At 46.3% G+C, this 22986-nt stretch carries 22 protein-coding genes, 1 tRNA gene and 1 pseudogene; 23 read left to right on the plus strand and 1 reads right to left on the minus strand.

Annotated elements, in window-relative coordinates; genetic code table 11:
- The 3 genes and pseudogenes from ABR397_RS17710 to ABR397_RS17720 all read left to right on the plus strand — a co-directional run.
- Positions 1-70: pseudogene (locus tag ABR397_RS17710) on the plus strand (RNA-guided endonuclease InsQ/TnpB family protein); the annotation flags it as partial.
- A gap of 51 nt (positions 71-121) precedes the next feature.
- On the plus strand, positions 122-331 hold the full coding sequence (locus ABR397_RS17715; RefSeq protein ID WP_021325062.1) for a YbfA family protein: 210 nt from the start codon (positions 122-124) through the stop codon (positions 329-331).
- A 102-nt stretch (positions 332-433) separates the two neighbouring features.
- Complete coding sequence (locus ABR397_RS17720; RefSeq protein ID WP_350306914.1) at positions 434-1177, plus strand: type 2 GTP cyclohydrolase I; 744 nt, start codon at positions 434-436, stop codon at positions 1175-1177.
- Positions 1178-1535: 358 nt separating this feature from the next.
- On the opposite strand, the gene ABR397_RS17725 is transcribed toward ABR397_RS17720, so the two are convergent.
- Positions 1536-2825: a citrate synthase gene (locus ABR397_RS17725; protein WP_350306887.1), complete on the minus strand. Its 1290-nt coding sequence runs from the start codon at positions 2823-2825 to the stop codon at positions 1536-1538.
- Positions 2826-3695: 870 nt separating this feature from the next.
- Between ABR397_RS17725 and sdhC the strand changes: the two genes are divergently transcribed.
- The 20 genes from sdhC to ABR397_RS17825 all read left to right on the plus strand — a co-directional run bounded on the left by sdhC (position 3696) and on the right by ABR397_RS17825 (position 22981).
- The gene (gene sdhC / locus ABR397_RS17730; RefSeq protein ID WP_036780848.1) at positions 3696-4085 is read left to right on the plus strand and encodes a succinate dehydrogenase cytochrome b556 subunit; all 390 of its coding nucleotides are present in this window, start codon (positions 3696-3698) and stop codon (positions 4083-4085) included.
- Entirely contained in the window at positions 4079-4426 is a 348-nt protein-coding gene (sdhD, locus tag ABR397_RS17735; RefSeq protein ID WP_350306888.1) for a succinate dehydrogenase membrane anchor subunit, read from the plus strand. The genes sdhC and sdhD overlap by 7 nt, the downstream gene beginning before the upstream one ends.
- Entirely contained in the window at positions 4427-6193 is a 1767-nt protein-coding gene (gene sdhA, locus ABR397_RS17740; protein ID WP_350306889.1) for a succinate dehydrogenase flavoprotein subunit, read from the plus strand.
- Between the two features lie 33 nt (positions 6194-6226).
- Complete coding sequence (locus tag ABR397_RS17745) at positions 6227-6943, plus strand: succinate dehydrogenase iron-sulfur subunit (protein ID WP_350306890.1); 717 nt, start codon at positions 6227-6229, stop codon at positions 6941-6943.
- Positions 6944-7209: 266 nt separating this feature from the next.
- A complete protein-coding gene (sucA, locus tag ABR397_RS17750) occupies positions 7210-10017 on the plus strand; it encodes a 2-oxoglutarate dehydrogenase E1 component (protein ID WP_350306891.1) in 2808 nt (935 codons plus the stop codon).
- Between the two features lie 13 nt (positions 10018-10030).
- A complete protein-coding gene (odhB, locus tag ABR397_RS17755) occupies positions 10031-11248 on the plus strand; it encodes a 2-oxoglutarate dehydrogenase complex dihydrolipoyllysine-residue succinyltransferase (RefSeq protein ID WP_350306892.1) in 1218 nt (405 codons plus the stop codon).
- A gap of 154 nt (positions 11249-11402) precedes the next feature.
- A complete protein-coding gene (gene sucC / locus ABR397_RS17760; protein WP_350306893.1) occupies positions 11403-12569 on the plus strand; it encodes an ADP-forming succinate--CoA ligase subunit beta in 1167 nt (388 codons plus the stop codon).
- The gene (gene sucD, locus ABR397_RS17765) at positions 12569-13444 is read left to right on the plus strand and encodes a succinate--CoA ligase subunit alpha (protein ID WP_350306894.1); all 876 of its coding nucleotides are present in this window, start codon (positions 12569-12571) and stop codon (positions 13442-13444) included. Before sucC ends, sucD begins: the two co-directional genes overlap by 1 nt.
- 666 nt (positions 13445-14110) lie before the next feature.
- Positions 14111-15679 carry a cytochrome ubiquinol oxidase subunit I gene (gene cydA / locus ABR397_RS17770; protein WP_021325055.1) on the plus strand — a complete coding sequence of 523 codons (1569 nt, stop codon included), beginning with the start codon at positions 14111-14113 and terminating at the stop codon, positions 15677-15679.
- 17 nt (positions 15680-15696) lie between these two features.
- Positions 15697-16836 carry a cytochrome d ubiquinol oxidase subunit II gene (cydB, locus tag ABR397_RS17775; protein WP_350306895.1) on the plus strand — a complete coding sequence of 380 codons (1140 nt, stop codon included), beginning with the start codon at positions 15697-15699 and terminating at the stop codon, positions 16834-16836.
- Between the two features lie 12 nt (positions 16837-16848).
- Positions 16849-16965 (plus strand): cytochrome bd-I oxidase subunit CydX, encoded by a 117-nt coding sequence (cydX, locus tag ABR397_RS17780; protein ID WP_021325053.1) that lies wholly within the window; start codon positions 16849-16851, stop codon positions 16963-16965.
- Positions 16965-17252, plus strand: a complete 288-nt coding sequence (ybgE, locus tag ABR397_RS17785) for a cyd operon protein YbgE (RefSeq protein WP_350306896.1) — start codon at positions 16965-16967, stop codon at positions 17250-17252. Before cydX ends, ybgE begins: the two co-directional genes overlap by 1 nt.
- A 116-nt stretch (positions 17253-17368) precedes the next feature.
- Complete coding sequence (gene ybgC / locus ABR397_RS17790) at positions 17369-17773, plus strand: tol-pal system-associated acyl-CoA thioesterase (RefSeq protein ID WP_350306897.1); 405 nt, start codon at positions 17369-17371, stop codon at positions 17771-17773.
- Positions 17770-18465 carry a Tol-Pal system protein TolQ gene (tolQ, locus tag ABR397_RS17795; RefSeq protein ID WP_350306898.1) on the plus strand — a complete coding sequence of 232 codons (696 nt, stop codon included), beginning with the start codon at positions 17770-17772 and terminating at the stop codon, positions 18463-18465. The genes ybgC and tolQ overlap by 4 nt, the downstream gene beginning before the upstream one ends.
- 14 nt (positions 18466-18479) lie before the next feature.
- Positions 18480-18905 carry a colicin uptake protein TolR gene (gene tolR, locus ABR397_RS17800; RefSeq protein ID WP_023045408.1) on the plus strand — a complete coding sequence of 142 codons (426 nt, stop codon included), beginning with the start codon at positions 18480-18482 and terminating at the stop codon, positions 18903-18905.
- 45 nt (positions 18906-18950) lie between these two features.
- On the plus strand, positions 18951-20012 hold the full coding sequence (gene tolA, locus ABR397_RS17805) for a cell envelope integrity protein TolA (protein WP_350306899.1): 1062 nt from the start codon (positions 18951-18953) through the stop codon (positions 20010-20012).
- A gap of 133 nt (positions 20013-20145) precedes the next feature.
- Complete coding sequence (tolB, locus tag ABR397_RS17810) at positions 20146-21438, plus strand: Tol-Pal system beta propeller repeat protein TolB (protein ID WP_350306900.1); 1293 nt, start codon at positions 20146-20148, stop codon at positions 21436-21438.
- Positions 21439-21480: 42 nt separating this feature from the next.
- A complete protein-coding gene (pal, locus tag ABR397_RS17815) occupies positions 21481-21981 on the plus strand; it encodes a peptidoglycan-associated lipoprotein Pal (protein WP_021325044.1) in 501 nt (166 codons plus the stop codon).
- 9 nt (positions 21982-21990) lie between these two features.
- Positions 21991-22758: a cell division protein CpoB gene (gene cpoB / locus ABR397_RS17820; RefSeq protein WP_350306901.1), complete on the plus strand. Its 768-nt coding sequence runs from the start codon at positions 21991-21993 to the stop codon at positions 22756-22758.
- Between the two features lie 147 nt (positions 22759-22905).
- Positions 22906-22981 (plus strand) — tRNA-Lys (locus tag ABR397_RS17825).
- Positions 22982-22986 lie beyond the last annotated feature (5 nt).

The raw sequence follows: 22986 nt of genomic DNA on the forward strand, positions 1-22986 counted from the left end.
AGCGGCGGGACTCGTCGTTTCTGCCCATGGAGGCCAGTGTAAATCCGTCACACAGACGGTTGCGGCCTAGGAAGTGGGAAGCCTCGCCCGACAGGGCGGGGAGCAGTCACGAGGGTCTAATATGTCTGCATATCGTAAATATCCTCGGCACCAGATTTTGTTACGTCGTATTGGTGCTGTAACTGTAGGTGTGTTGGCGCTGCCGGTTATGTTGTTTCGTTGTGATCGTGCTCGTTTTTACAGTTATTTGTACCGTGTATGGGTAAAAACCAGCGATAAGCCTGTATGGTTAGAGCAATCCGAGCTGGTTGCTCAAGTCAGAAATAACTGATGTTTTGCTTTATCCGAAATCGGAAAAATCACAAAGCTCAATTGCTATGGTCGGTGCAGATGGGTATGTTACTCCCACACAACCAAATACAGGACGAATATGATGCATAATATTGAGCTGGAAAATGTGATTAACCAAGAGCTGAATGTTGGCGAGTTTCAGGATTATGCGCCCAATGGTTTACAAGTTGAAGGGCGTCCTCATATTCAGCGGGTCGTTACCGGTGTCACAGCTTGTCAGGCGTTATTGGATGAAGCGGTTCGCCATCAGGCTGATGCGATTATCGTTCATCATGGCTATTTTTGGAAAAATGAACCGGCAGTGATTCGTGGCATGAAACATCGTCGCCTGAAGACGTTGCTCTGCAATGACATTAATTTATATGGCTACCATTTGCCGCTGGATGCCCATCTATCACTGGGAAATAACGTGCAACTGGCACAGAAGATTGGGGCGAAAGTTGTCGGGCTGATTGAACCATTCGTGCCGTATGGGGAGTTTGATCAGCCAATAACGCCGGTTGAGTTAGCTTCACGCATTGAACAGGCGCTGGGTCGTAAGGCATTGCATGTGGGTGATAGTGCACCCGCAGAGATTCGCACTCTTGCTTGGTGTACCGGCGGTGGGCAGAGCTTTATTCAACCGGCGGCTGAATTTGGTGTTGATGCGTTTATTACCGGTGAAGTTTCAGAGCAGACTGTTCATATCGCTCGTGAAATGGGACTGCATTTTTATGCGGCAGGCCATCATGCCACTGAGCGTTATGGTGTTAAGGCATTGGGTGAGTGGTTAGCTGATAATTATGGGCTGGATGTGACTTTTATTGATATTCCCAATCCGGCTTGATCAAGTTTTTCGAATACGATAATAAACGAAGCCCACCAGAGTGGGCTTCAAAGCTTTTGACAAACTTTTCATATTTTCATAATTAACGTTGTTTTATCCGCTTTATAGAATTGTGAATTTTGATCCTAGTGATCCGGCTACACACGCAAGCGGTGGCTACGTTTGATAATTTAGGGAGCAGGATGGTGCATATCCGCTCTTGAAAAATGAGCATACACAAGGAAGATGACGAGATCAATTTTTACAGTGATTTCAGTCGTACTGGTGTAACATCAATTCGTATAAGGTCATTTCCTCAATTAAATAAAAGCCCTAACTATCAAGTTAGAGCTTTGCCCTTAATCGTAATCGGATTTTGTTATTGTTTTTTCAACTGGCTTTGGAAATCACGTTGAGTGTAGCCGGTGTAGAGTTGACGAGGGCGGGCGATTTTCACACCGTTATCATGCATTTCGTTCCAGTGGGCTATCCAGCCGATAGTACGGGCAATGGCAAAAATAACAGTGAACATGGTGGATGGAATACCCATGGCTTTCAGGATAATACCTGAATAGAAATCCACGTTCGGATACAATTTTTTCTCAATAAAGTACGGATCGTGCAGAGCGATACGTTCAAGCTCCATCGCAACTTCCAGCAGGCTGTCATTTAGGCCGAGTTCATCCAGCACTTCATGGCAGGTTTCACGCATGACTGTTGCGCGCGGATCATAGTTTTTGTAAACACGATGACCAAATCCCATCAGGCGGAAAGCGTCGTTCTTATCTTTGGCGCGTTCAATAAATTCAGGAATATGCTCAACTGACTGAATTTCTTCCAGCATACGCAGACAAGCTTCGTTTGCGCCGCCATGCGCAGGCCCCCAAAGGGAAGCGATACCTGCGGCGATACAGGCAAATGGGTTAGCGCCGGAAGAACCTGCGGTACGTACTGTTGAGGTAGAGGCGTTCTGTTCGTGGTCGGCATGTAGGATAAAAATGCGATCCATGGCACGTTCCAGCACCGGATTCACTTTATATTCTTCGCATGGTGTGGAGAACATCATATGCAGGAAATTGCCGGCATAGGAGAGATCATTGCGTGGATAAACGAACGGTTGACCAATAGAATATTTGTAGCACATTGCAGCCACTGTCGGCATTTTGGACAGCAGGCGGTACGCGGTAATGTCACGATGACGCGGATTGTTCACATCAAGGGCATCGTGATAGAAAGCCGCCAGAGCACCGGTGACGCCGCACAGTACTGCCATTGGATGAGAATCACGGCGGAAGCCGTTGAACAGACGATGGATCTGTTCGTGGATCATGGTATGGCGGGTAACGGTTTTTTTGAATTTCTCAAACTGTTCTTGTGTTGGTGTTTCGCCATAAAGCAGGATATAGCAAACTTCCAGATAAGTGGATTTTGTCGCCAGCTGATCGATAGGGAAACCACGGTGAAGCAATACGCCTTCATTACCATCAATGTAGGTGATCTTGGATTCGCAAGATGCTGTGGAAGTAAAACCAGGGTCGTAGGTATAAAAACCTTTGGAGCCAAGAGTACGGACGTCGATGACTTGAGACCCAAGGGTCGGTGTTAGCACGTCCAATTCAATAGCAACTGTACCATTTGGGGGGGTTAGAGTTGCTTTGTTATCTGCCATTACAGTCTCCTTAGCGCTTTCATTTTTATAACTCTTAACAACCACGGCAGAAAGATACAGTATAGGGTCTATCTCATCAGGCTATTTTATTGACCATTCTTTTGGTCATAAACGGGCCTGGAGTGCTCTGACAAAAGCGATCACTTTTGAACGCACTTTGTTTGGTATGGCCCGCGTTGGTGAGCGATTTGTGAGTGAATCGCTTTTTACAGACTGCGTGCATATTCCGGTTTTTGCGCGCGATCTGTGCCCTCAATTTATTGACAAGAATGACCTACGCCAATATGCCCAACGGAATAGGTTCTTATACTGTGCTCCCTGGCACTGTACCACCGGAAAAAATTTGAAATCAGTCCAATATCACATTTAAGGCTGAAATCTCACCCCGGACGACAATGGTTTTCAGATTGTTAGCGAGTTTTTGAGTGTTATGTTTTATGCATGACTACAAAAAAGATTATGATTTGTGTGGACTACACAGTTACATAACTTTAGCTTTTAGTGAAGTCTTTCCTTTTATCGGAAATCAATCTCAAAAGTATTTTCAACCATATATGTAAGATAAATGTTTAAAGTTTGTCAAACAAGATAATTAATTTTGTGCAATATGTTTGAATCGTGATCTTAATCACTGTTCAGTGGAAATGTAGCTAATCATATTGTGTTGGAATTGTAATAATAATGTGAAGCACATATACTGCCGCTAGGTCTCCGGATTACCCTGCTGTAGGAGCACCCAGCGTAACTAAACCACGACATTTTTTAACATGAAGGATTTCTCATCTTGATTAAATGTTGTGTCTTTGTATCCCCTTATCGCTGTCTGATTTCCGCCCAGGTCCGGAGGAAGGAAAATAATAAAAGAGCTGTGTGGGCAAAATTGTGAAAAAACAAAGACCTGTCAACCTTGATTTGCAGACGATACACTTTCCAGTCTCTGCAATAGCCTCGATCTTGCACCGTGTCTCTGGCGTCATTACTTTCATTGCAGTAGGAATTCTTCTCTGGTTGTTAGGGATGTCTCTCTCCTCGCAAGAAGGGTTTCAGCAAGCCGCCGATATTATGACGGGATTTTTCGCTAAGTTTATCGTGTGGGGCATTCTGACCGCACTGGCTTACCATATCTGTGGTGGTATCCGTCATATGTTGATGGATTTCGGCTACTTGGAAGAAAATTTAGCGGTCGGTAGTCTCTCTGCCAAAGTGGCAATCGGGATTGCTGTGATTCTGTCGATTTTGGCTGGAGTATTGGTATGGTAAGTAACGCTTCTGCATTAGGTCGCACGGGTATCCATGATTGGTTATTATTGCGCGCGTCCGCAATCATTATTGTTTTATATGTTCTCTATATGTTGGGCTTCGTCGCGACAACGTCGGATATCACTTATGAAGTCTGGCGGGGTTTCTTCTCCTCATCCATCACTAAAGTCTTCACCGTGCTGGCACTGTTTTCCATTCTGGCTCACGCCTGGATTGGTATGTGGCAAGTACTGACTGACTATATAAAGCCACTGGCGCTGCGTTTGGTGTTGCAATTGGCGATTATTGTTGCACTGATGGCTTACTTGATTTACGGAACAATTGTAGTGTGGGGTGTATAGATGAAACTGCCGGTAAGAGAGTTTGACGCGGTCGTTATTGGCGCAGGTGGCGCGGGTATGCGCGCCGCGCTGCAAATTTCACAAATGGGATTATCCTGTGCTTTGATTTCCAAAGTATTCCCAACCCGTTCTCATACTGTATCCGCGCAGGGTGGTATTACCGTTGCGCTGGGCAATTCCCATGAAGATAACTGGGAGTGGCACATGTATGACACGGTAAAAGGTTCCGACTATATCGGTGACCAGGATGCGATTGAATACATGTGTAAGACTGGCCCGGAAGCTATTCTGGAGCTGGAACACATGGGATTGCCATTTTCTCGTTTGGATGACGGCCGTGTTTATCAGCGTCCATTCGGTGGTCAGTCAAAAAACTTTGGTGGTGAACAGGCCGCACGTACAGCCGCAGCGGCAGACCGTACCGGTCACGCATTGTTGCACACCCTGTATCAGCAGAACTTAAAGAATCACACCACTATTTTTTCTGAATGGTATTCGTTGGATCTGGTTAAAAACCAAGATGGCAGCATTGTGGGCTGTACCGCTATCTCGATTGAAACCGGTGAAGTTGTTTATTTCAAAGCGAAGGCGACAATTCTGGCAACCGGTGGCGCAGGCCGTATTTATCAATCGACAACCAACGCCCACATTAATACCGGTGACGGCGTCGGTATGGCACTGCGTGCCGGTGTACCTGTGCAGGATATGGAAATGTGGCAATTCCATCCGACCGGTATCGCGGGAGCTGGGGTTCTGGTAACCGAAGGTTGCCGTGGTGAAGGCGGTTATTTGCTGAATAAAGATGGTGAGCGCTTTATGGAGCGTTACGCGCCAAATGCCAAAGACTTGGCTGGCCGTGATGTGGTGGCCCGTTCTATCATGATCGAAATCCGCGAAGGCCGTGGTTGTGATGGTCCTTGGGGGCCTCATGTTAAACTGAAATTGGATCATTTAGGCAAAGAGGTGCTGGAATCTCGTCTGCCGGGCATTCTTGAGCTGTCCCGTACTTTTGCCCACGCTGATCCGGTAAAAGAGCCGATTCCGGTTATTCCAACCTGCCACTATATGATGGGCGGTATCCCAACTAAAGTGACCGGTCAGGCGCTGGCTGTGAACGAGAAAGGTGAAGATATGGTTATTCCGGGCCTATTCGCTGTTGGTGAAATTGCCTGCGTATCGGTTCACGGCGCAAACCGTCTGGGGGGTAACTCTCTGCTTGATTTGGTGGTGTTTGGCCGTTCTGCCGGTTTACATCTGAAAGAGTCACTGATGGAGCAGGGTACCAGCCGCGAAGCCAGTGAATCTGATATTGAGCAATCTCTGCAACGTCTAAATCGTTGGAACAGCACCCATACTGGCGAAGATCCGGTGGAAATTCGTAAAGATTTGCAGGCGTGTATGCAGAATAACTTCTCGGTATTCCGTGAAGGTGATGCAATGGCGAAGGGCCTGGAAGAGCTGAAAGTTATCCGTGAACGATTGAAAAGTGCGCGTTTGGATGATACTTCCTCAGAGTTCAACACCCAGAGAATTGAGTGTCTGGAGCTTGATAACCTGATGGAAACGGCGTTTTCTACAGCGGTTGCCGCTAATTTTCGTACTGAGAGCCGTGGTGCTCATAGCCGTTTCGACTATCCTGATCGTGATGATGCGAACTGGTTATGTCATACCCTCTATCTGCCGCAAACTGAGACCATGACGCGTCGTGATGTCAACATGCAGCCAAAACTGCGTGAAGCATTTCCGCCGAAAGCGCGTACTTACTAATGAGCTGATGATCCAGTTGCGAAGGAATAGATTATGAAACTTGAATTTTCGATTTATCGTTACAACCCGGATGTTGACAGCGCGCCTCGTATGCAGGATTACACGCTGGAAGCAAAAGATGGGCGTGACATGATGTTGCTGGATGTGTTAATCCAGCTTAAAGAGCAGGATCCAACACTCTCTTTCCGTCGTTCTTGCCGTGAAGGAGTTTGTGGTTCTGATGGCCTCAACATGAATGGTAAAAATGGTCTGGCCTGTATTACACCGGTTTCGGCTTTACGGCGTGGCAGCAAGAAGATTGTGATCCGTCCGCTGCCGGGTTTGCCGGTTATCCGTGATCTGGTTGTGGATATGGGACAATTCTATGCGCAATATGAGAAGATTCGCCCATATTTGCTGAATGACGGTAAAAACCCACCGGCGCGTGAGCATTTACAGTCGCCTGCACAAAGGGAAAAACTGGATGGCCTGTATGAATGTATTCTGTGTGCATGTTGTTCAACTTCTTGTCCGTCATTCTGGTGGAATCCAGATAAATTTATCGGACCTGCAGGTTTGCTGGCAGCATATCGCTTCCTGATCGACAGTCGAGATACTGAAACCGATTCACGGTTAGATAAGCTGAATGATGCTTTCAGTGTTTTCCGCTGTCATAGCATCATGAATTGCGTCAGTGTGTGCCCTAAAGGGTTAAATCCAACAAAAGCCATTGGTCATATTAAGTCTATGTTGTTAAAACATAGCGCGTAATTGGCCTGCCCTCCGCGCAGTTTTATCTGCGGAGGGCGCAAAGAATTGAGAATGATGAGTTGCCAACTGCTAATGATGACAAAAGCTTTGAGGCAAGGAACCTTTAAAAACCATTTAACGGTTTTTAAAGGTTCCTTGAAGGGTTCCGAAACCCAAAAGAGAACATGCATAAAGCACGTCCAAATGAACCTTTTATCGACACCGCATTTAAGCGGTGATAGTTAACCACGGCGAAAACTAAAGCTTTTAAAGCTTAAGGGATCACAATGCAGAACGGCGCAATGAAGGACTGGCTGGATTCAAGCTTCCTGGCTGGCTCAAACCAGTCTTACATAGAGCAAGTCTATGAAGACTATATAACCGATCCAAACTCCGTTGATGCAAGTTGGAAAGAAATTTTCCAACAATTGCCGAATGCGGGATTAAGCGGTGAACAACTCCACTCGCAGACGCGTGATTACTTCCGCCGCCTTGCGAAAGATACTACGCGTTATCACTCCTCTGTCAGCGATCCGGCAATGGATGCAAAACAAGTTAAAGTTTTGCAGCTCATCAACGCATTCCGTTTCCGCGGCCATCAAAATGCGAGTCTTGACCCGTTGGGATTATGGAAACAGGATAATGTTCCTGATTTAGATCCTGCTTTCCATAATCTGACGGAAGCTGATTTTGCAGAGACATTTAATGTAGGTTCTTTTGCTATCGGCAAAGAAACGATGAAGTTGGCTGATCTGTATGAAGCACTGAAACGCACTTATTGCGGTTCTATTGGCGCTGAATACATGCACATTACGAATACGGAAGAAAAACGTTGGATTCAGCAGCGTCTGGAATCTGTCACCGTCAGCTCTCAGTTCAGCGCAGAGGAAAAACGGCGTTTTCTGGCGGAACTGACGGCAGCTGAAGGTTTGGAACGTTATCTGGGCGCGAAGTTTCCGGGAGCGAAACGTTTCTCTCTTGAAGGTGGCGATGCATTGATCCCCATGTTGAAAGATCTTATCCGTCATGCGGGTAAGCACGATACGCGGGAAGTTGTAATGGGGATGGCTCATCGTGGTCGCCTCAACGTTCTGGTTAATATCTTAGGCAAAAAACCGGCGGATCTGTTCGATGAGTTTGCTGGTAAGCATAAAGAGCACCTTGGTACCGGCGATGTGAAATACCATCAGGGTTTCTCATCCGATTTTGCCACCGAGGGCGCTAAGGTTCATTTGGCATTGGCATTTAACCCATCTCACCTTGAGATTGTCAGCCCTGTGGTTATTGGTTCAGTACGCGCCCGCCGTGATCGTCTGGATGAAGGCCGCAGTAATATGGTCTTACCAATCACTATCCACGGTGATGCCGCCGTTACCGGTCAGGGCGTTGTGCAGGAAACCCTGAACATGTCTCAGGCCCGTGGTTATGAAGTGGGTGGTACAATTCGTATTGTTATCAACAACCAGATTGGTTTCACAACGTCTAACCCGAAAGATGCCCGTTCAACACAATACTGTACCGATATCATCAAAATGGTGCAGGCGCCGATTTTCCACGTTAACGCAGACGATCCGGAAGCAGTAGCGTTCGTTACCCGCCTGGCTCTGGATTTCCGTAATGCCTTTAAACGTGACGTGATGATCGATCTGGTGTGTTACCGCCGTCATGGTCATAACGAAGCTGATGAACCAAGCGCGACTCAGCCAATGATGTATCAGAAAATTAAGAAACACCCAACGCCACGTAAAATCTACGCTGATAAGCTGGTTGCTGAGCAGTTGATATCAGTCGATGATGTGACTGAGATTGTTAACCTGTATCGTGACGCCCTCGACCGTGGTGACTGTGTCGTTGAAGAGTGGCGCTCAATGGGGCTGCACTCATTTACATGGGAGCCTTATCTTAATCACGATTGGGATGAAGAATATCCACATAAAGTCGATATTAAGCGTTTGCAGGATCTGGGCCGACGTATCAGTTCTGTCCCGGAAGAAGTGGCAATGCACTCCCGCGTAGCGAAAATTTATAATGACCGCGCAGAGATGGCGAACGGCGATAAATTGTTCGATTGGGGGGGGGCGGAAAATTTAGCCTACGCGACTTTAGTTGATGAAGGCATTCCGGTGCGTTTATCCGGTGAAGACGCGGGCCGTGGTACTTTCTTCCATCGTCATGCTGTTATTCATAATCAGGCTAATGGTTCTGTTTATGTGCCTCTGTCGAACGTTCATAACGGTCAGGGCGCATTCGATGTATGGGATTCTGTTCTGTCTGAAGAAGCGGTTCTGGCGTTTGAGTATGGCTATGCGACAACGGAACCTCGCGCTCTGACTATCTGGGAAGCACAGTTTGGTGATTTCGCTAACGGGGCACAGGTTGTTATTGACCAGTTCATCAGCTCTGGTGAGCAGAAATGGGGCCGTATGTGCGGTCTGGTTATGCTGTTGCCGCATGGTTATGAAGGTCAGGGGCCTGAGCACTCTTCAGCCCGCTTGGAACGCTATCTGCAACTGTGTGCAGAACAGAACATGCAGGTTTGCGTACCGTCAACGCCGGCTCAGGTCTACCACATGCTTCGCCGTCAGGCCCTGCGTGGTATGCGTCGTCCATTGATTGTCATGTCACCGAAGTCACTGTTACGTCATCCATTAGCGATATCCAGCCTGGATGAACTGGCTAACGGTAAATTCCAGACAGTTATCGGTGAAGCTGATGCGCTGGATCCTAAAGGTATTAAACGGGTTGTACTCTGTTCAGGTAAAGTTTATTACGACCTGTTGGAGCAACGCCGTAAGAACGAACAAACTGATGTCGCTATCGTGCGTGTTGAACAACTGTATCCATTCCCTCATCAGGATGTTCAATCAGCATTGGAGCAGTATGCTCATGTACACGATTTTGTCTGGTGCCAAGAAGAGCCGTTAAACCAAGGGGCTTGGTATTGCAGTCAGCATAACTTCCGTGAAGTGATCCCGTTCGGGGCTTCTTTACGTTATGCAGGTCGTCCTGCGTCTGCTTCTCCGGCAGTTGGATATACGTCAGTTCACCAGCAGCAGCAGCAAGAGCTGGTTAATGACGCACTGAACGTTGAATAAATAAGGATAGAAAATGAGTAGCGTAGATATTCTGGTTCCTGTTTTGCCCGAGTCTGTTGCTGATGCCACTGTTGCAGTCTGGCACAAAAAAGAGGGTGACCGTGTTGAACGTGATGAAGTGCTGGTTGAAATCGAAACGGATAAAGTGGTGCTGGAAGTGCCTGCCAGTGAAGCCGGTGTTTTAGAAGCCATTTTGGAAGTGAAAGATGCAACCGTTCTGTCCAGTCAGCTTCTTGGTCGTATCCGTTTGGGCGATAGCACGGGTAAGCCGACAGAAGTAAAAGAAAAAACGGAAGCGACTTTGGCTAAACGCCAGACTGCGGGTTTGGAAGAAGAGAGCAACGACGCACTCAGCCCGGCGGTTCGCCGTCTGATTGCAGAGCATGATCTTGATGCCAAAGCGATTAAAGGCAGTGGTGTTGGTGGGCGTATTGTCCGCGAAGACGTGGAAAAACATATGGCTGATAACGAAAAAGCGGGTAATAAAACAGCAGAAGTTTCTGCTTCTGTCCAGGATTCTTTGTTGCCGCACCGCAGCGAAAAACGTGTTCCAATGACTCGCCTGCGTAAGCGCGTGGCTGAACGTCTGCTGGAAGCGAAAAACAACACTGCGATGTTGACGACGTTTAACGAAGTTAACATGAAGCCGATTCAGGAAATGCGTAAGCTGTACGGCGAAGCGTTTGAAAAACGCCACGGTGTGCGTCTGGGCTTTATGTCTTTTTATGTGAAAGCGGTGGTTGAAGCACTGAAACGCTATCCGGAAGTGAATGCTTCTATTGATGGCGCGGATGTGGTTTACCACAACTATTTCGATATCAGTATTGCGGTATCTACACCGCGTGGTCTGGTAACGCCGGTACTGCGTGATGCGGATGCATTGAGCATGGCTGAACTCGAAAAACGTATTAAAGAGCTGGCTATCAAAGGCCGTGATGGTAAATTGACCGTCGAAGAGCTGACCGGTGGTAATTTCACGATTACTAATGGCGGTGTATTCGGCTCTTTAATGTCTACACCGATCATTAACCCGCCACAGAGCGCGATTCTTGGTATGCATGCCATTAAAGATCGTCCGATGGCGGTGAATGGTCAGGTAGAGATCCTTCCGATGATGTATCTGGCGCTGTCTTATGACCACCGTCTGATCGATGGACGCGAGTCTGTAGGCTTCCTAGTGACCATCAAAGAAATGCTGGAAGATCCTGCACGTTTGCTGCTGGACGTATAGCAACATAATAAGGGCAGATACGCGCTAATATCTGCCCGGTCTGAAATAAACCAATGTACATGCACAGCCAGTCTTTGGACTGGCTATATCCAGAGCAACAAAAAAATTAAGAGAGCAATTTGCTCTTCTCAGACTAGATTATGGATAGAACATCATGAATTTACACGAGTATCAGGCAAAACAGCTTTTTGCACGGTATGGTTTACCCGCTCCGGCTGGTTATGCCTGCACTACACCGCGTGAAGCAGAAGAAGCAGCATCTAAAATTGGTGCTGGCCCTTGGGTGGTTAAGTGCCAGGTTCACGCTGGCGGTCGCGGTAAAGCGGGTGGCGTGAAATTGGTTAACAGTAAAGAAGAAATTCGCGCTTTCTCTGAACAATGGCTGGGCAAACGTCTGGTCACTTACCAAACAGATGCGCAAGGGCAGCCTGTTCACCAGATTTTGGTCGAAGGGGCAACTGATATTGCGAAGGAGCTGTATCTCGGCGCTGTGGTTGATCGTGGTACGCGTCGTGTAGTGTTCATGGCCTCTACTGAAGGTGGCGTTGAAATTGAAAAAGTTGCGGAAGAAACTCCGGAACTCATTCATAAAGCAATTATCGACCCACTGGTTGGCCCTATGCCTTATCAGGGGCGTGAACTGGCATTTAAACTGGGATTAACCGGTAAACAAATCAGCCAATTCACTAAAATTTTCTTAGGATTGGCAAATCTGTTCCTAGAGCGCGATCTGGCTCTGGTTGAAATTAATCCGCTGGTTATCACGACTCAGGGTGATCTGATTTGTTTGGATGGCAAACTGGGCGCTGATGGTAACGCACTGTTCCGTCAGGCTGAACTGCGTGAAATGCATGATCCATCTCAGGAAGATCCGCGTGAAGCGCAGGCGGCACAGTGGGAACTGAACTATGTCGCGTTGGATGGCAACATTGGTTGCATGGTGAATGGCGCAGGTTTGGCAATGGGTACGATGGATATCGTTAAATTGCATGGTGGCGCACCAGCGAACTTCCTTGATGTGGGTGGTGGCGCAACCAAAGAACGTGTTACAGAAGCGTTTAAAATCATCCTGTCAGATGAAAATGTGAAAGCAGTATTGGTTAACATATTTGGCGGTATTGTTCGTTGTGACCTGATTGCTGACGGTATTATTGGTGCAGTGGAAGAGGTGGGTGTTCACGTACCGGTTGTTGTTCGTTTGGAAGGGAACAATGCTGAACTGGGAGCGAAAAAATTGGCTGACAGTGGCTTGAATATCATTGCTGCAACCAGCCTGACAGACGCAGCGAAGCAAGCAGTAGCCGCCGTGGAGGCCAAATAATGTCTATTTTAATCGATAAAAACACTAAAGTTATCTGTCAGGGTTTTACCGGTAGTCAGGGTACTTTCCATTCAGAACAAGCAATTGCCTATGGTACCCAAATGGTGGGTGGTGTTACGCCAGGTAAAGGCGGTACTGAGCACCTGGGATTGCCTGTTTTCAATACTGTTCGTGAAGCGGTAGAAGCGACCGGGGCAACGGCTTCCGTTATCTATGTTCCGGCTCCATTCTGTAAAGATTCCATTCTGGAAGCTATCGACGCTGGCATCAAACTGATCATCACGATTACTGAAGGTATCCCGACTCTGGATATGCTGGCTGTTAAAGTGAAATTGGATGAAGCGGGTGTTCGTATGATCGGCCCTAACTGTCCGGGGGTTATCACACCGGATGAATGTAAGATCGGTATTATGCCGGGCCACATTCATCAGGCGGGTAAAGTCGGTATCGTTTCCCGTTCAGGTACACTGACTTATGAAGCAGTAAAACAGACCACTGATGCAGGTTTAGGACAATCTACCTGCGTTGGTATTGGTGGTGACCCAATTCCAGGTTCTAACTTCATCGATATTCTGAAATTATTCCAGGAAGATCCGCAAACCGAAGCCATCGTAATGATTGGTGAAATTGGTGGTACTGCGGAAGAAGAAGCGGCAGCTTATATCAAAGAGCACGTAACTAAGCCTGTTGTTGGCTACATCGCAGGTGTTACCGCGCCGAAAGGTAAGCGTATGGGCCATGCTGGCGCCATTATCGCGGGTGGTAAAGGAACCGCTGACGAAAAATTTGCTGCTCTGGAAGCCGCTGGCGTGAAGACGGTTCGTAGTTTGGCCGACATCGGTGATGCAGTGAAAGAGTTACTTGCTGGTAAGTAATTTCTGATAAAAAATATTTATATATGAGGCCGCTGATAAGTGGCCTTTCTATTTGTGTGGACTTGTGTGGACAGTATCGCCTGCGATTAAATCTTTATTTTCAGTTTGGTATTCTCCAATTAATTTAAACTGAATTTCATTAGTGCTCTTTCTTTAAATTAAATAAAGACGACACTAATAATAATATTTCCTTAAGAATGAAAATAAAAAGTTAATTTTAAAAGTCATTTCACAGCAATATAGAAATCAATAATTATCTAAATAAACAAATAATTAACAATATGCAAACCTAAATGAAATAATAGATAAAGTAATTAACACTGACCAGAAAAAATGTATTAAATCAAGATATTATTATGGCATTATTTTTTTAATTTGCTTAAATTGATCCTGATCAATGAGTTCCCATTAAACAATAACCGCAATTATTGACTTATATTCAGAATTCTAATCTAAATCACGTAAAACGTATTTATTGTATGAGAATATAAGCGTACTATACTATTAGTCTAATTAGGTTTTTAATTCACTTGATAATTAGTTGTTATTTTAGAAGCATTTACTGCTGGTAGTTATAAGATTTTCGTTTTAGAGCCCTGAATAGGTTCTTGTACGAAGTCAGGTTGCCGCAAGCCGGTGCTTTCCTGCTAGGAGCAAGGAGTCAAGATGTTTGATATTGTCGAACTGTCACGATTACAGTTTGCCTTAACGGCAATGTATCATTTCCTGTTCGTTCCGCTAACGCTCGGTATGGCGTTTTTGCTGGCGATTATGGAAACGGTATATGTGCTCTCTGGTAAACAAATTTACAAAGATATGACAAAATTCTGGGGCAAGTTATTTGGTATTAACTTTGCTCTGGGTGTCGCAACAGGGTTGACCATGGAGTTCCAGTTCGGGACTAACTGGTCATACTTCTCTCACTACGTCGGTGACATTTTCGGCGCGCCTCTGGCGATCGAAGGTCTGATGGCGTTCTTCCTGGAGTCTACATTCGTCGGTTTGTTCTTCTTCGGTTGGGATCGTCTCAGTAAAAAACAGCATTTGGCGGTAACCTGGCTGGTTGCGTTAGGATCTAACTTCTCCGCACTTTGGATTCTGGTTGCTAATGGTTGGATGCAAAACCCGATTGCGTCTGACTTCAACTTTGAAACTATGCGTATGGAAATGGTGAGTTTTGCCGAATTGGTATTGAATCCGGTTGCTCAGGTGAAATTTGTTCATACCGTTGCGGCGGGTTATGTGACAGGAGCGATTTTTGTTCTTGGCATCAGTTCTTACTACCTGCTTAAAGGCCGTGATATTCCATTTGCTAAACGTTCATTTGCGATTGCTTCAAGTTTTGGTATCGCTGCTGTGCTATCCGTTATTGTTCTGGGTGACGAATCCGGTTACGAAATGGGTGACGTACAGAAGACTAAACTCGCTGCAATTGAAGCTGAATGGGAAACTCAGCCACCTCCGGCAGCCTTTACACTGATAAGTATCCCGGATCAGGATAAAATGGAAAACAAATATGCCATTCAGATCCCTTATCTTATGGGCCTGATTGCAACCCGTTCTGTCGATACTCCGGTTATTGGTCTGCGTGATCTGATGGACCAGCATGAGCTGCGTATCCGTAATGGCATGAAAGCTTATCAACTGTTGGAAGAGTTGCGGGCAGGCAACACGGATCCGACGGTTCGTACCGCATTCAATGAAAGTAAGCAAGACCTTGGTTATGGCATGTTGCTGAAACGTTATACCAGCAAGGTGACTGATGCCAGCGAAGAGCAGATAAAAGCCGCGGCGAAAGATTCCATTCCTCGCGTTGCTCCGCTCTATTTTGCATTCCGTATCATGGTTGCAGCCGGCTTCCTGATGTTACTGTTGATTGGTCTGGCGTTTTGGAGCGTTATCCGGGGCCGTATTGGCGAGCAAAAATGGTTACTGCGCGCAGCATTGTACAGCATCCCATTGCCGTGGATTGCCATAGAATCAGGCTGGTTTGTCGCTGAATATGGTCGTCAGCCGTGGGCGATAGGTGAAGTTTTGCCAACGGCGGTGGCGAGTTCCAATTTGGCAGCCAGCGATATCCTGTTCTCGATGGCGCTGATTTGCGGTCTTTATACCTTGTTCCTGATCGCAGAAATGTTTTTGATGTTCAAATTCGCCCGTCGTGGTCCAAGCAGTCTGAATACTGGCCGCTACCACTTTGAACAGAAAACAACTTCAGCGCACGATGCTCAGTAATAAACGGGAGTCCACTTATGTTTGATTATGAAGTACTACGGTTTATATGGTGGCTGCTGATTGGTGTGTTGCTAATCGGTTTCGCGGTAACTGATGGTTTTGACATGGGCGTAGGTGTCCTGTTACGCATCATTGGTAAAAATGATACTGAACGCCGCATCATGATTAACTCAGTGGCGCCACACTGGGATGGTAACCAGGTTTGGCTGATCACCGCTGGTGGGGCATTGTTCGCAGCATGGCCGACGGTTTATGCCGCCGCATTCTCTGGCTTCTATGTCGCCATGATTCTGGTGTTATCCGCGCTGTTTTTCCGTCCGGTTGGTTTTGACTACCGTTCCAAACTGGAAAATCGTAAGTGGCGTAACATGTGGGATTGGGGGATATTTGTCGGTAGTTTTGTTCCGCCATTAGTGATCGGTGTGGCATTCGGTAATCTGTTACAAGGGGTGCCGTTTAACGTTGATTCCCAACTACGCTTATTCTATAGCGGTTCATTCTTCGGATTGCTAAATCCATATGGTTTGTTAGCGGGGGTGATCAGCCTGATGATGATTGTGACTCAGGGGGCAACTTATCTGCAAATGCGTACTACCGGTGAACTGCGTCTGCGTTCCCGTGCCGCAACTTATATTTGCGCGCTGGTGACAATGGTTGCTTTCCTGCTGGCGGGTGTATGGCTGATTTATGGTATTGATGGTTATATTGTGACTGGTGGTTTGGATACAATGGCTCAATCTAACCCATTACATAAAGAAGTTGCTCATCAGGCTGGCGCTTGGATGACCAATTTTAATCACTATCCGTGGTTGTGGGCGTTACCGGCACTGGGTGTTGTTTCTCCTCTGCTGACGATCTTGATGACCGGTATGAATCGGGCAGGATGGTCATTCTTGTTCTCTTCACTGACCATTGCTTGTATCATTCTGACCTGCGGTGTGACGATGTTCCCATTTGTTATGCCATCAATCACTAATCCAAATGTCAGCCTGACAATGTGGGATGCGACTTCAAGTCTGTTGACACTGCGCGTCATGTTTGTGGTTGCGCTGATTTTTGTCCCAATCATTCTGGGATACACCATTTGGTGTTACTACAAAATGTTTGGGCGTTTGGACAAAAGCTTTATTGAAAATAACAAACATTCACTGTACTAAGGAGCACAGAGCATGTGGTATTTTGCTTGGATTCTCGGAACGCTCTTGGCTTGTAGTTTCGCTATCATCGCTGCCTTAGCACTTGAGCATAATGAAGCGGAAAAAACCGCTGAAAATAGTGAGAAATAATGTTGATAGATAAATGCTATCGGCTAATGGATAAAGGTCCTGTAAAGGGCCTTATCCTTATTATTGCGTTGCTGCTTGCTTCTTGTGTTTTCTGGGATCCCGCCCGTTTTGCGGCCAACACCAGTTCATTGCACCTATGGCAAGGCATTTTACTCATATGGGCTGTGTGCGCAGGTGTAATTTTCGGAATGGATTTTCACCCAAGAAATATCGTCTGGCGTATCTTTTTCTTTCCTCTGCCTGCGTTCTTAATTTTGATTTGGGGCTTGTATCATTTCTTCCATTAGTTAATTCTGTATGTTATGGGATTTTTAACCAATAAATTTTTTATTTGCACATTATTCCAAAGCTGCATGGTCTTGAGTATAGTGGCAGCGTTAATTTGCCTTACTTAGGATTGAAAGTGAGTAATACGTTGTTCCGTTGGCCCGTCCGTATTTATTACGAAGATACAGATGCTGGTGGGGTAGTTTATAACGCCCGTTATGTCGCTTTTTATGAAAGAGCTCGTACAGAGATGTTGCGTCAGCATGGCATTCATCAACAGCATTTACTTGATCAACAAATTGCATTTGTTGTTCGGCGTATTGTGGTTGATTACCGAGCCCCAGCCCGGCTTGATGATATGTTGCAGGTGGAAAGCGAAATTATAGATATTCGTAGAGCATCTTTGACATTTATTCAACGCATTGTTGATGTTAACGGAACAATTCTTAACAGCGCAGAAGTTTTAATCGCCTGCGTGAATACATCTCAAATGAAGCCGATTGCGCTTCCTAAGTCTATTGTCGCGGAGTTTAAGCAGTGACTGACATGAACATTCTTGATTTATTCCTGAAGGCGGGCCTTTTGGTGCAGCTGATCATGCTTATTTTGATCTGCTTTTCCATTGCTTCATGGGCAATCATTATTCAAAGGACCAAAATTCTCAATACCGCGACCCGTGAAGCGGAAGCGTTTGAGGACAAATTCTGGTCAGGTATTGAATTATCTCGCTTGTATAAGGAAAGTCAGTCTCGCCGTGATTCCTTGGGTGGAACGGAACAAATTTTTTATTCTGGATTCAAAGAGTTTGCCCGTTTGCACCATGCAAACAACCATGTGCCGGAAGCGGTGGTAACCGGTGCTTCACGTGCAATGCGTATATCTATGAACCGTGAATTGGAAACACTGGAAAGCCATATTCCGTTCTTGGGTACTGTGGGTTCAATCAGTCCGTATATCGGTCTGTTTGGTACAGTTTGGGGGATCATGCATGCATTTATCGCGTTAGGTGCGGTAAAACAGGCAACTCTTCAGATGGTGGCGCCGGGTATTGCGGAAGCGTTGATTGCAACGGCGATTGGTTTGTTTGCTGCTATTCCGGCTGTTATGGCATACAACCGTCTGAATCAACGCGTTAATAAGCTGGAGCAAAATTACGATAACTTTATGGAAGAGTTTTTGGCTATTTTGCATCGTCAGGCTTTCTCGGCTGAAAATAAAGCGGAAAATAAATAGTAAGGGGGGAGGCTATGGCACGCACTCGTAGTCGTAAGCGTGAGCTGAAATCCGAAATCAATATCGTTCCCTTACTGGACGTGTTGCTGGTTTTGTTGCTTATTTTTATGGCAACAGCACCGATTATCACTCAGAGCGTAGAAGTTGATTTGCCGGATGCAGTAGATTCCAAAACGGTTTCCAGCTCCGATAACCCACCGGTAATCGTAGAAGTTTCTGGTGTTGGTCAATACACCATGGTAATTAACCATGAGCGGCTGGAATTATTACCTGAGCCGCAGATTATTGCCGAAGCGCAGGCCCGAATAAAAGAGAACCCGAAAACCGTTTTCTTGATCGGTGGTTCGAAAGAAGTGCCTTATGATGAGATTATTAAAGCACTGAACATGTTACATCAGGCCGGTGTGAAATCCGTTGGTTTAATGACTCAGCCCATCTGAGTCTGGCCGGCAGTTGCTGTTATTTAAAGATTTTGGATATCGAGCGTGGGAAAGACAAACGGGCAAAACAATAAGCTAAATCGCGCCGTTATCGTTTCGGTTGTGTTGCATATTATTTTGATAGGGTTACTTATTTGGGGTTCCCTGACGCAAAAAACTGAAATGGGTGGCGGTGGACAGGATGGTTCTGTTATTGACGCTGTTATGGTCGATCCGAATGCGGTAGTACAACAGTACAATCAACACCAGCAACAGCAAGCCGACGCTAAACGTGCAGAACAGTTACGTAATAAGAAAGCGGAGCAGCAAGCAGCAGAATTGAGAGAAAAACAGGCTGAGGAGCAGGAGCGCCTGAAAGCGGTAGAAGAAGAACGGATTAAAGCGCAACAGGTTGCGGAAGAACAGAAAAAGCAAGCTGTAGAAGCAGCTGCCAAAGCCCGTGAAGAGCAAAAACAGGCAGAAGAAGCTGCGGCAAAGGCTAAGGCTGAAAAAGAAAAACTGATTGAAGAGCAGGCTGAGGCGCAGAGAAAAGCAGAAGCTGAAGCTAAGAAAGAAGCTGAAGCCGCTGCGGCTAAACAAAAAGCCGTGCAAGAAGCGAAAGCCAAAGCAGAAGCTGAGGTTAAAGCCAAGGCTGAAGCGGATGCTAAAGCCAACGCTGAGGCAGATGCAAAAGCTAAGGCAAAAGCTGAAGCTGACGCCAAGAAAAAAGCGGCGGCGCAAGCTGCCAAACAAGCAAGTGAAGTTGATGATTTACTGGGTGGTTTAACTTCTAATGCGCCAAAGCAGGGGGGGGCTTCTGCTGCGGGTAAAGGTGGCGGTAAGAAAAGTGGCGCTTCAAATTCTGATATTAATAACTATCTTGGACAGATTCAGATAGCAATACAGAATAAGTTTTATGATCCAAGTATGTATCGTGGGCGTATGTGTACATTACGGATTAAGCTTGCTCCTGATGGTTTGCTAATAGATATAAAACCAGAAGGAGGGGATCAGGCTCTGTGTCAGGCAGCGGTAGCCGCAGCTAAACAAGCGAAAATCCCGAAACCACCAAGTAAAGAGGTTTACGAAGTGTTTAAAAATGCTCCGATTGATTTCAAACCTCAGTAAGATTGTTATTTATAGATATTATTAATAACAAACAAAACCATTCAATGTTATTAAGCTATCTGGTTTTGTTTGTTGACGTTTGTTAATATTCTGCGAATTATTGCGGCATTCCATCTGCGATAAGGGAGAGATGATGAAGCAGGCTTTTAAAGTAGTGCTGGGCATTTTGATGTTGTGGGCTGCTGTTGCTCACGCAGAAGTTCGTATTGAAATCACACAGGGTGTTGATTCTGCACGTCCTATTGGTGTTGTACCATTTAAATGGACTGGGGCGGGCGGCGCTCCTGAAGAGATAGGTGCGATCGTTGGGGCGGATCTTCGCAACAGCGGTAAATTTAATCCTATTGATGCCAGCCGTATGCCGCAGCAACCGACGACGGCATCTGAGGTGACGCCAGCTGCGTGGTCGGCACTGGGGATTGATGCGGTTATTGTCGGGCAGATTCAGCCAAGTGCGGATGGTAGTTTCCTGATCTCTTATCAGTTGGTTGATACCGCTGGCGCTCCGGGAACCGTTCTTGCTCAGAATCAGCTTAAAGTGACTAAGCAGTGGTTGCGTTATGCGGCGCATACAGTCAGTGATGAAGCGTTTGAAAAGCTGACTGGCATTAAAGGCGCATTCCGTACTCGTCTGGCTTATGTTGTGAAAACGAATGGCGGCAAATATCCATATGAGCTGCGTGTATCCGATTACGATGGTTACAACCAGTTCACTGTTCACCGTTCGCCAGAACCATTGATGTCGCCAGCATGGTCTCCTGATGGCGCTAAACTGGCCTATGTGACCTTTGAGAGTGGCCGTTCCGCCTTGGTTATTCAGACCTTGGCCAGCGGTGAAGTACGTCAGGTTGCTTCTTTTCCGCGTCATAACGGAGCGCCTGCATTTTCCCCTGATGGCAGTAAGTTGGCGTTTGCTCTGTCCAAATCGGGTAGTTTGAATCTTTACGTGATGGACTTGAGTTCAGCTCAGATCCGTCAGGTTACAGATGGCCGCAGTAACAATACTGAGCCAAGTTGGATGCCGGATAACCAGACTTTGGTCTATACCTCCGATCAGGGTGGTCGTCCGCAGTTATACAAAATCAATATTAATGGCGGTGCTCCGCAACGCCTCACTTGGGAAGGCACACAAAACCAGGATGCTGATGTTAGCTCAGATGGCAATTTTGTGGTGATGGTCAGCTCAGAGAGCGGTAAGCAGCACATTGCTAAACAAGATCTGGCAACGGGAGCCGTTCAAACTTTGACGGATACGTTCCTGGATGAAACGCCAAGTATCGCACCTAACGGCACTATGGTGATTTATAGCTCCACTCAAGGGTTGGGGACTGTATTGCAGCTAGTTTCGACTGACGGGCGTTTCAAAGCGCGTCTTCCGGCGACCGATGGACAGGTAAAATTCCCTGCCTGGTCGCCGTATCTGTGATGCATAATAATATGTATGGCAAATTTTAAAAGGATCAAAGAGATGCAACTGAACAAAGTGCTAAAAGGGCTGATGTTAGCTTTACCAGTTATGGCTGTAGCAGCGTGTAGTTCTAATAAAAATGCTGATAACGATCAGTCTGGTGTAGGCACTGTTAACGAAACTAATGCGGGTCTGTCAGCGGAAGAATTAGCTCGTCAGCAAATGCAAGAGCTACAAAACAACAACATCGTATATTTTGGTTTTGATAAATTCGATATCAGCTCAGATTTTTCTCAGCTGTTAGACGCTCACGCAGCATTCCTGCGTAGCAACCCATCTTATAAAGTTGTTGTAGAAGGCCATGCTGACGAACGTGGTACTCCTGAGTACAACATCGCATTAGGTGAACGCCGTGCTAACGCAGTGAAAATGTACCTGCAAGGTAAAGGTGTTTCCGGTGAGCAGATCTCTATCGTCTCTTACGGTAAAGAGAAACCAGCTGTACTGGGCCACGAAGAAGCAGCATATGCTAAAAACCGTCGCGCAGTATTGGCATACTAAGAGTAATTTATGAACAGTAACTTCAGACGTCATTTTTTGGGTCTGTCGTTATTGGTTGGCGTAGCGGCTCCCTGGGCCGCTATTGCCCAAGCGCCAATCAGTAATGTCGGCTCGGGTTCTCCTGATGAGCGCCTAACCCAATTAGAGCGAATCTCCAACGCTCACAGTCAGCTGTTAACCCAGCTCCAGCAACAACTCTCCGATTCTCAACGTGATATCGACATGCTCCGTGGGCAGATTCAAGAGAATCAGTATCAGCTTAATCAGGTTATAGAGCGGCAGAAGGATATTTATCAGCAACTGGAAGGCGCTACTCGTTCTGCGGATAGTCAATCTGCTACTAATACAGCATCTTCAACTGCAAGTAATCGTGGTAATCAGGCATCTTCAGCTACAAGTACGGGTAGAGAGAAGGGTGATTATGATGCTGCCGTTTCTTTGGCGGTGAATACCAAAGAATATGATAAAGCGATTACTGCCTTTCAGAGCTTTGTGAAGTCTTATCCAAAGTCGAGTTATATGCCTAATGCGAATTACTGGTTAGGTCAACTTCATTACAACAAGGGTAAGAAAGACGAAGCTGCTTACTACTTTGCTACGGTGGTGAAAGATTATCCTAAGTCTCAGAAGAGTGGTGAGTCGTTGTATAAAGTTGGTTTGATCATGCAGGACAAGGGTCAGAGGGATAAAGCTAAATCTGTTTACCAGCAGGTTATGAAACAGTATCCTGGTTCGAATGCGGCTAAACTGGCTGAGAAAAAGCTTTCTGCGTTGTAATTATCGGCCCCGGAAGGCAGTATTAACATGTTTTCGGGGTTGTTTGAGTATTTAATAAGCATTTAAACGTAATTTTAAAAAATAATCATTGCGCTGAGCGGAAAAATCAGTAATATATGCCGCCGTTGCCGAGAGAAGTCACAAGATGGGTCGTTAGCTCAGTCGGTAGAGCAGTTGACTTTTAATCAATTGGTCGCAGGTTCGAATCCTGCACGACCCACCATCTTG

This window comes from Photorhabdus viridis, assembly GCF_040256935.1.
Lineage (GTDB): Bacteria > Pseudomonadota > Gammaproteobacteria > Enterobacterales > Enterobacteriaceae > Photorhabdus > Photorhabdus viridis.

Bases quoted from the DNA above. Each gene is read 5' to 3' on its own strand.
- ABR397_RS17715 (WP_021325062.1), top strand. From the start codon at position 122: ATGTCTGCATATCGTAAATATCCTCGGCACCAGATTTTGTTACGTCGT.
- ABR397_RS17720 (WP_350306914.1), top strand. From the start codon at position 434: ATGCATAATATTGAGCTGGAAAATGTGATTAACCAAGAGCTGAATGTT.
- ABR397_RS17725 (WP_350306887.1), bottom strand. From the start codon at position 2,825: ATGGCAGATAACAAAGCAACTCTAACCCCCCCAAATGGTACAGTTGCT.
- sdhD (WP_350306888.1), top strand. From the start codon at position 4,079: ATGGTAAGTAACGCTTCTGCATTAGGTCGCACGGGTATCCATGATTGG.
- sdhA (WP_350306889.1), top strand. From the start codon at position 4,427: ATGAAACTGCCGGTAAGAGAGTTTGACGCGGTCGTTATTGGCGCAGGT.
- ABR397_RS17745 (WP_350306890.1), top strand. From the start codon at position 6,227: ATGAAACTTGAATTTTCGATTTATCGTTACAACCCGGATGTTGACAGC.
- sucA (WP_350306891.1), top strand. From the start codon at position 7,210: ATGCAGAACGGCGCAATGAAGGACTGGCTGGATTCAAGCTTCCTGGCT.
- odhB (WP_350306892.1), top strand. From the start codon at position 10,031: ATGAGTAGCGTAGATATTCTGGTTCCTGTTTTGCCCGAGTCTGTTGCT.
- sucC (WP_350306893.1), top strand. From the start codon at position 11,403: ATGAATTTACACGAGTATCAGGCAAAACAGCTTTTTGCACGGTATGGT.
- sucD (WP_350306894.1), top strand. From the start codon at position 12,569: ATGTCTATTTTAATCGATAAAAACACTAAAGTTATCTGTCAGGGTTTT.
- cydA (WP_021325055.1), top strand. From the start codon at position 14,111: ATGTTTGATATTGTCGAACTGTCACGATTACAGTTTGCCTTAACGGCA.
- cydB (WP_350306895.1), top strand. From the start codon at position 15,697: ATGTTTGATTATGAAGTACTACGGTTTATATGGTGGCTGCTGATTGGT.
- cydX (WP_021325053.1), top strand. From the start codon at position 16,849: ATGTGGTATTTTGCTTGGATTCTCGGAACGCTCTTGGCTTGTAGTTTC.
- ybgE (WP_350306896.1), top strand. From the start codon at position 16,965: ATGTTGATAGATAAATGCTATCGGCTAATGGATAAAGGTCCTGTAAAG.
- tolR (WP_023045408.1), top strand. From the start codon at position 18,480: ATGGCACGCACTCGTAGTCGTAAGCGTGAGCTGAAATCCGAAATCAAT.
- tolB (WP_350306900.1), top strand. From the start codon at position 20,146: ATGAAGCAGGCTTTTAAAGTAGTGCTGGGCATTTTGATGTTGTGGGCT.
- pal (WP_021325044.1), top strand. From the start codon at position 21,481: ATGCAACTGAACAAAGTGCTAAAAGGGCTGATGTTAGCTTTACCAGTT.
- cpoB (WP_350306901.1), top strand. From the start codon at position 21,991: ATGAACAGTAACTTCAGACGTCATTTTTTGGGTCTGTCGTTATTGGTT.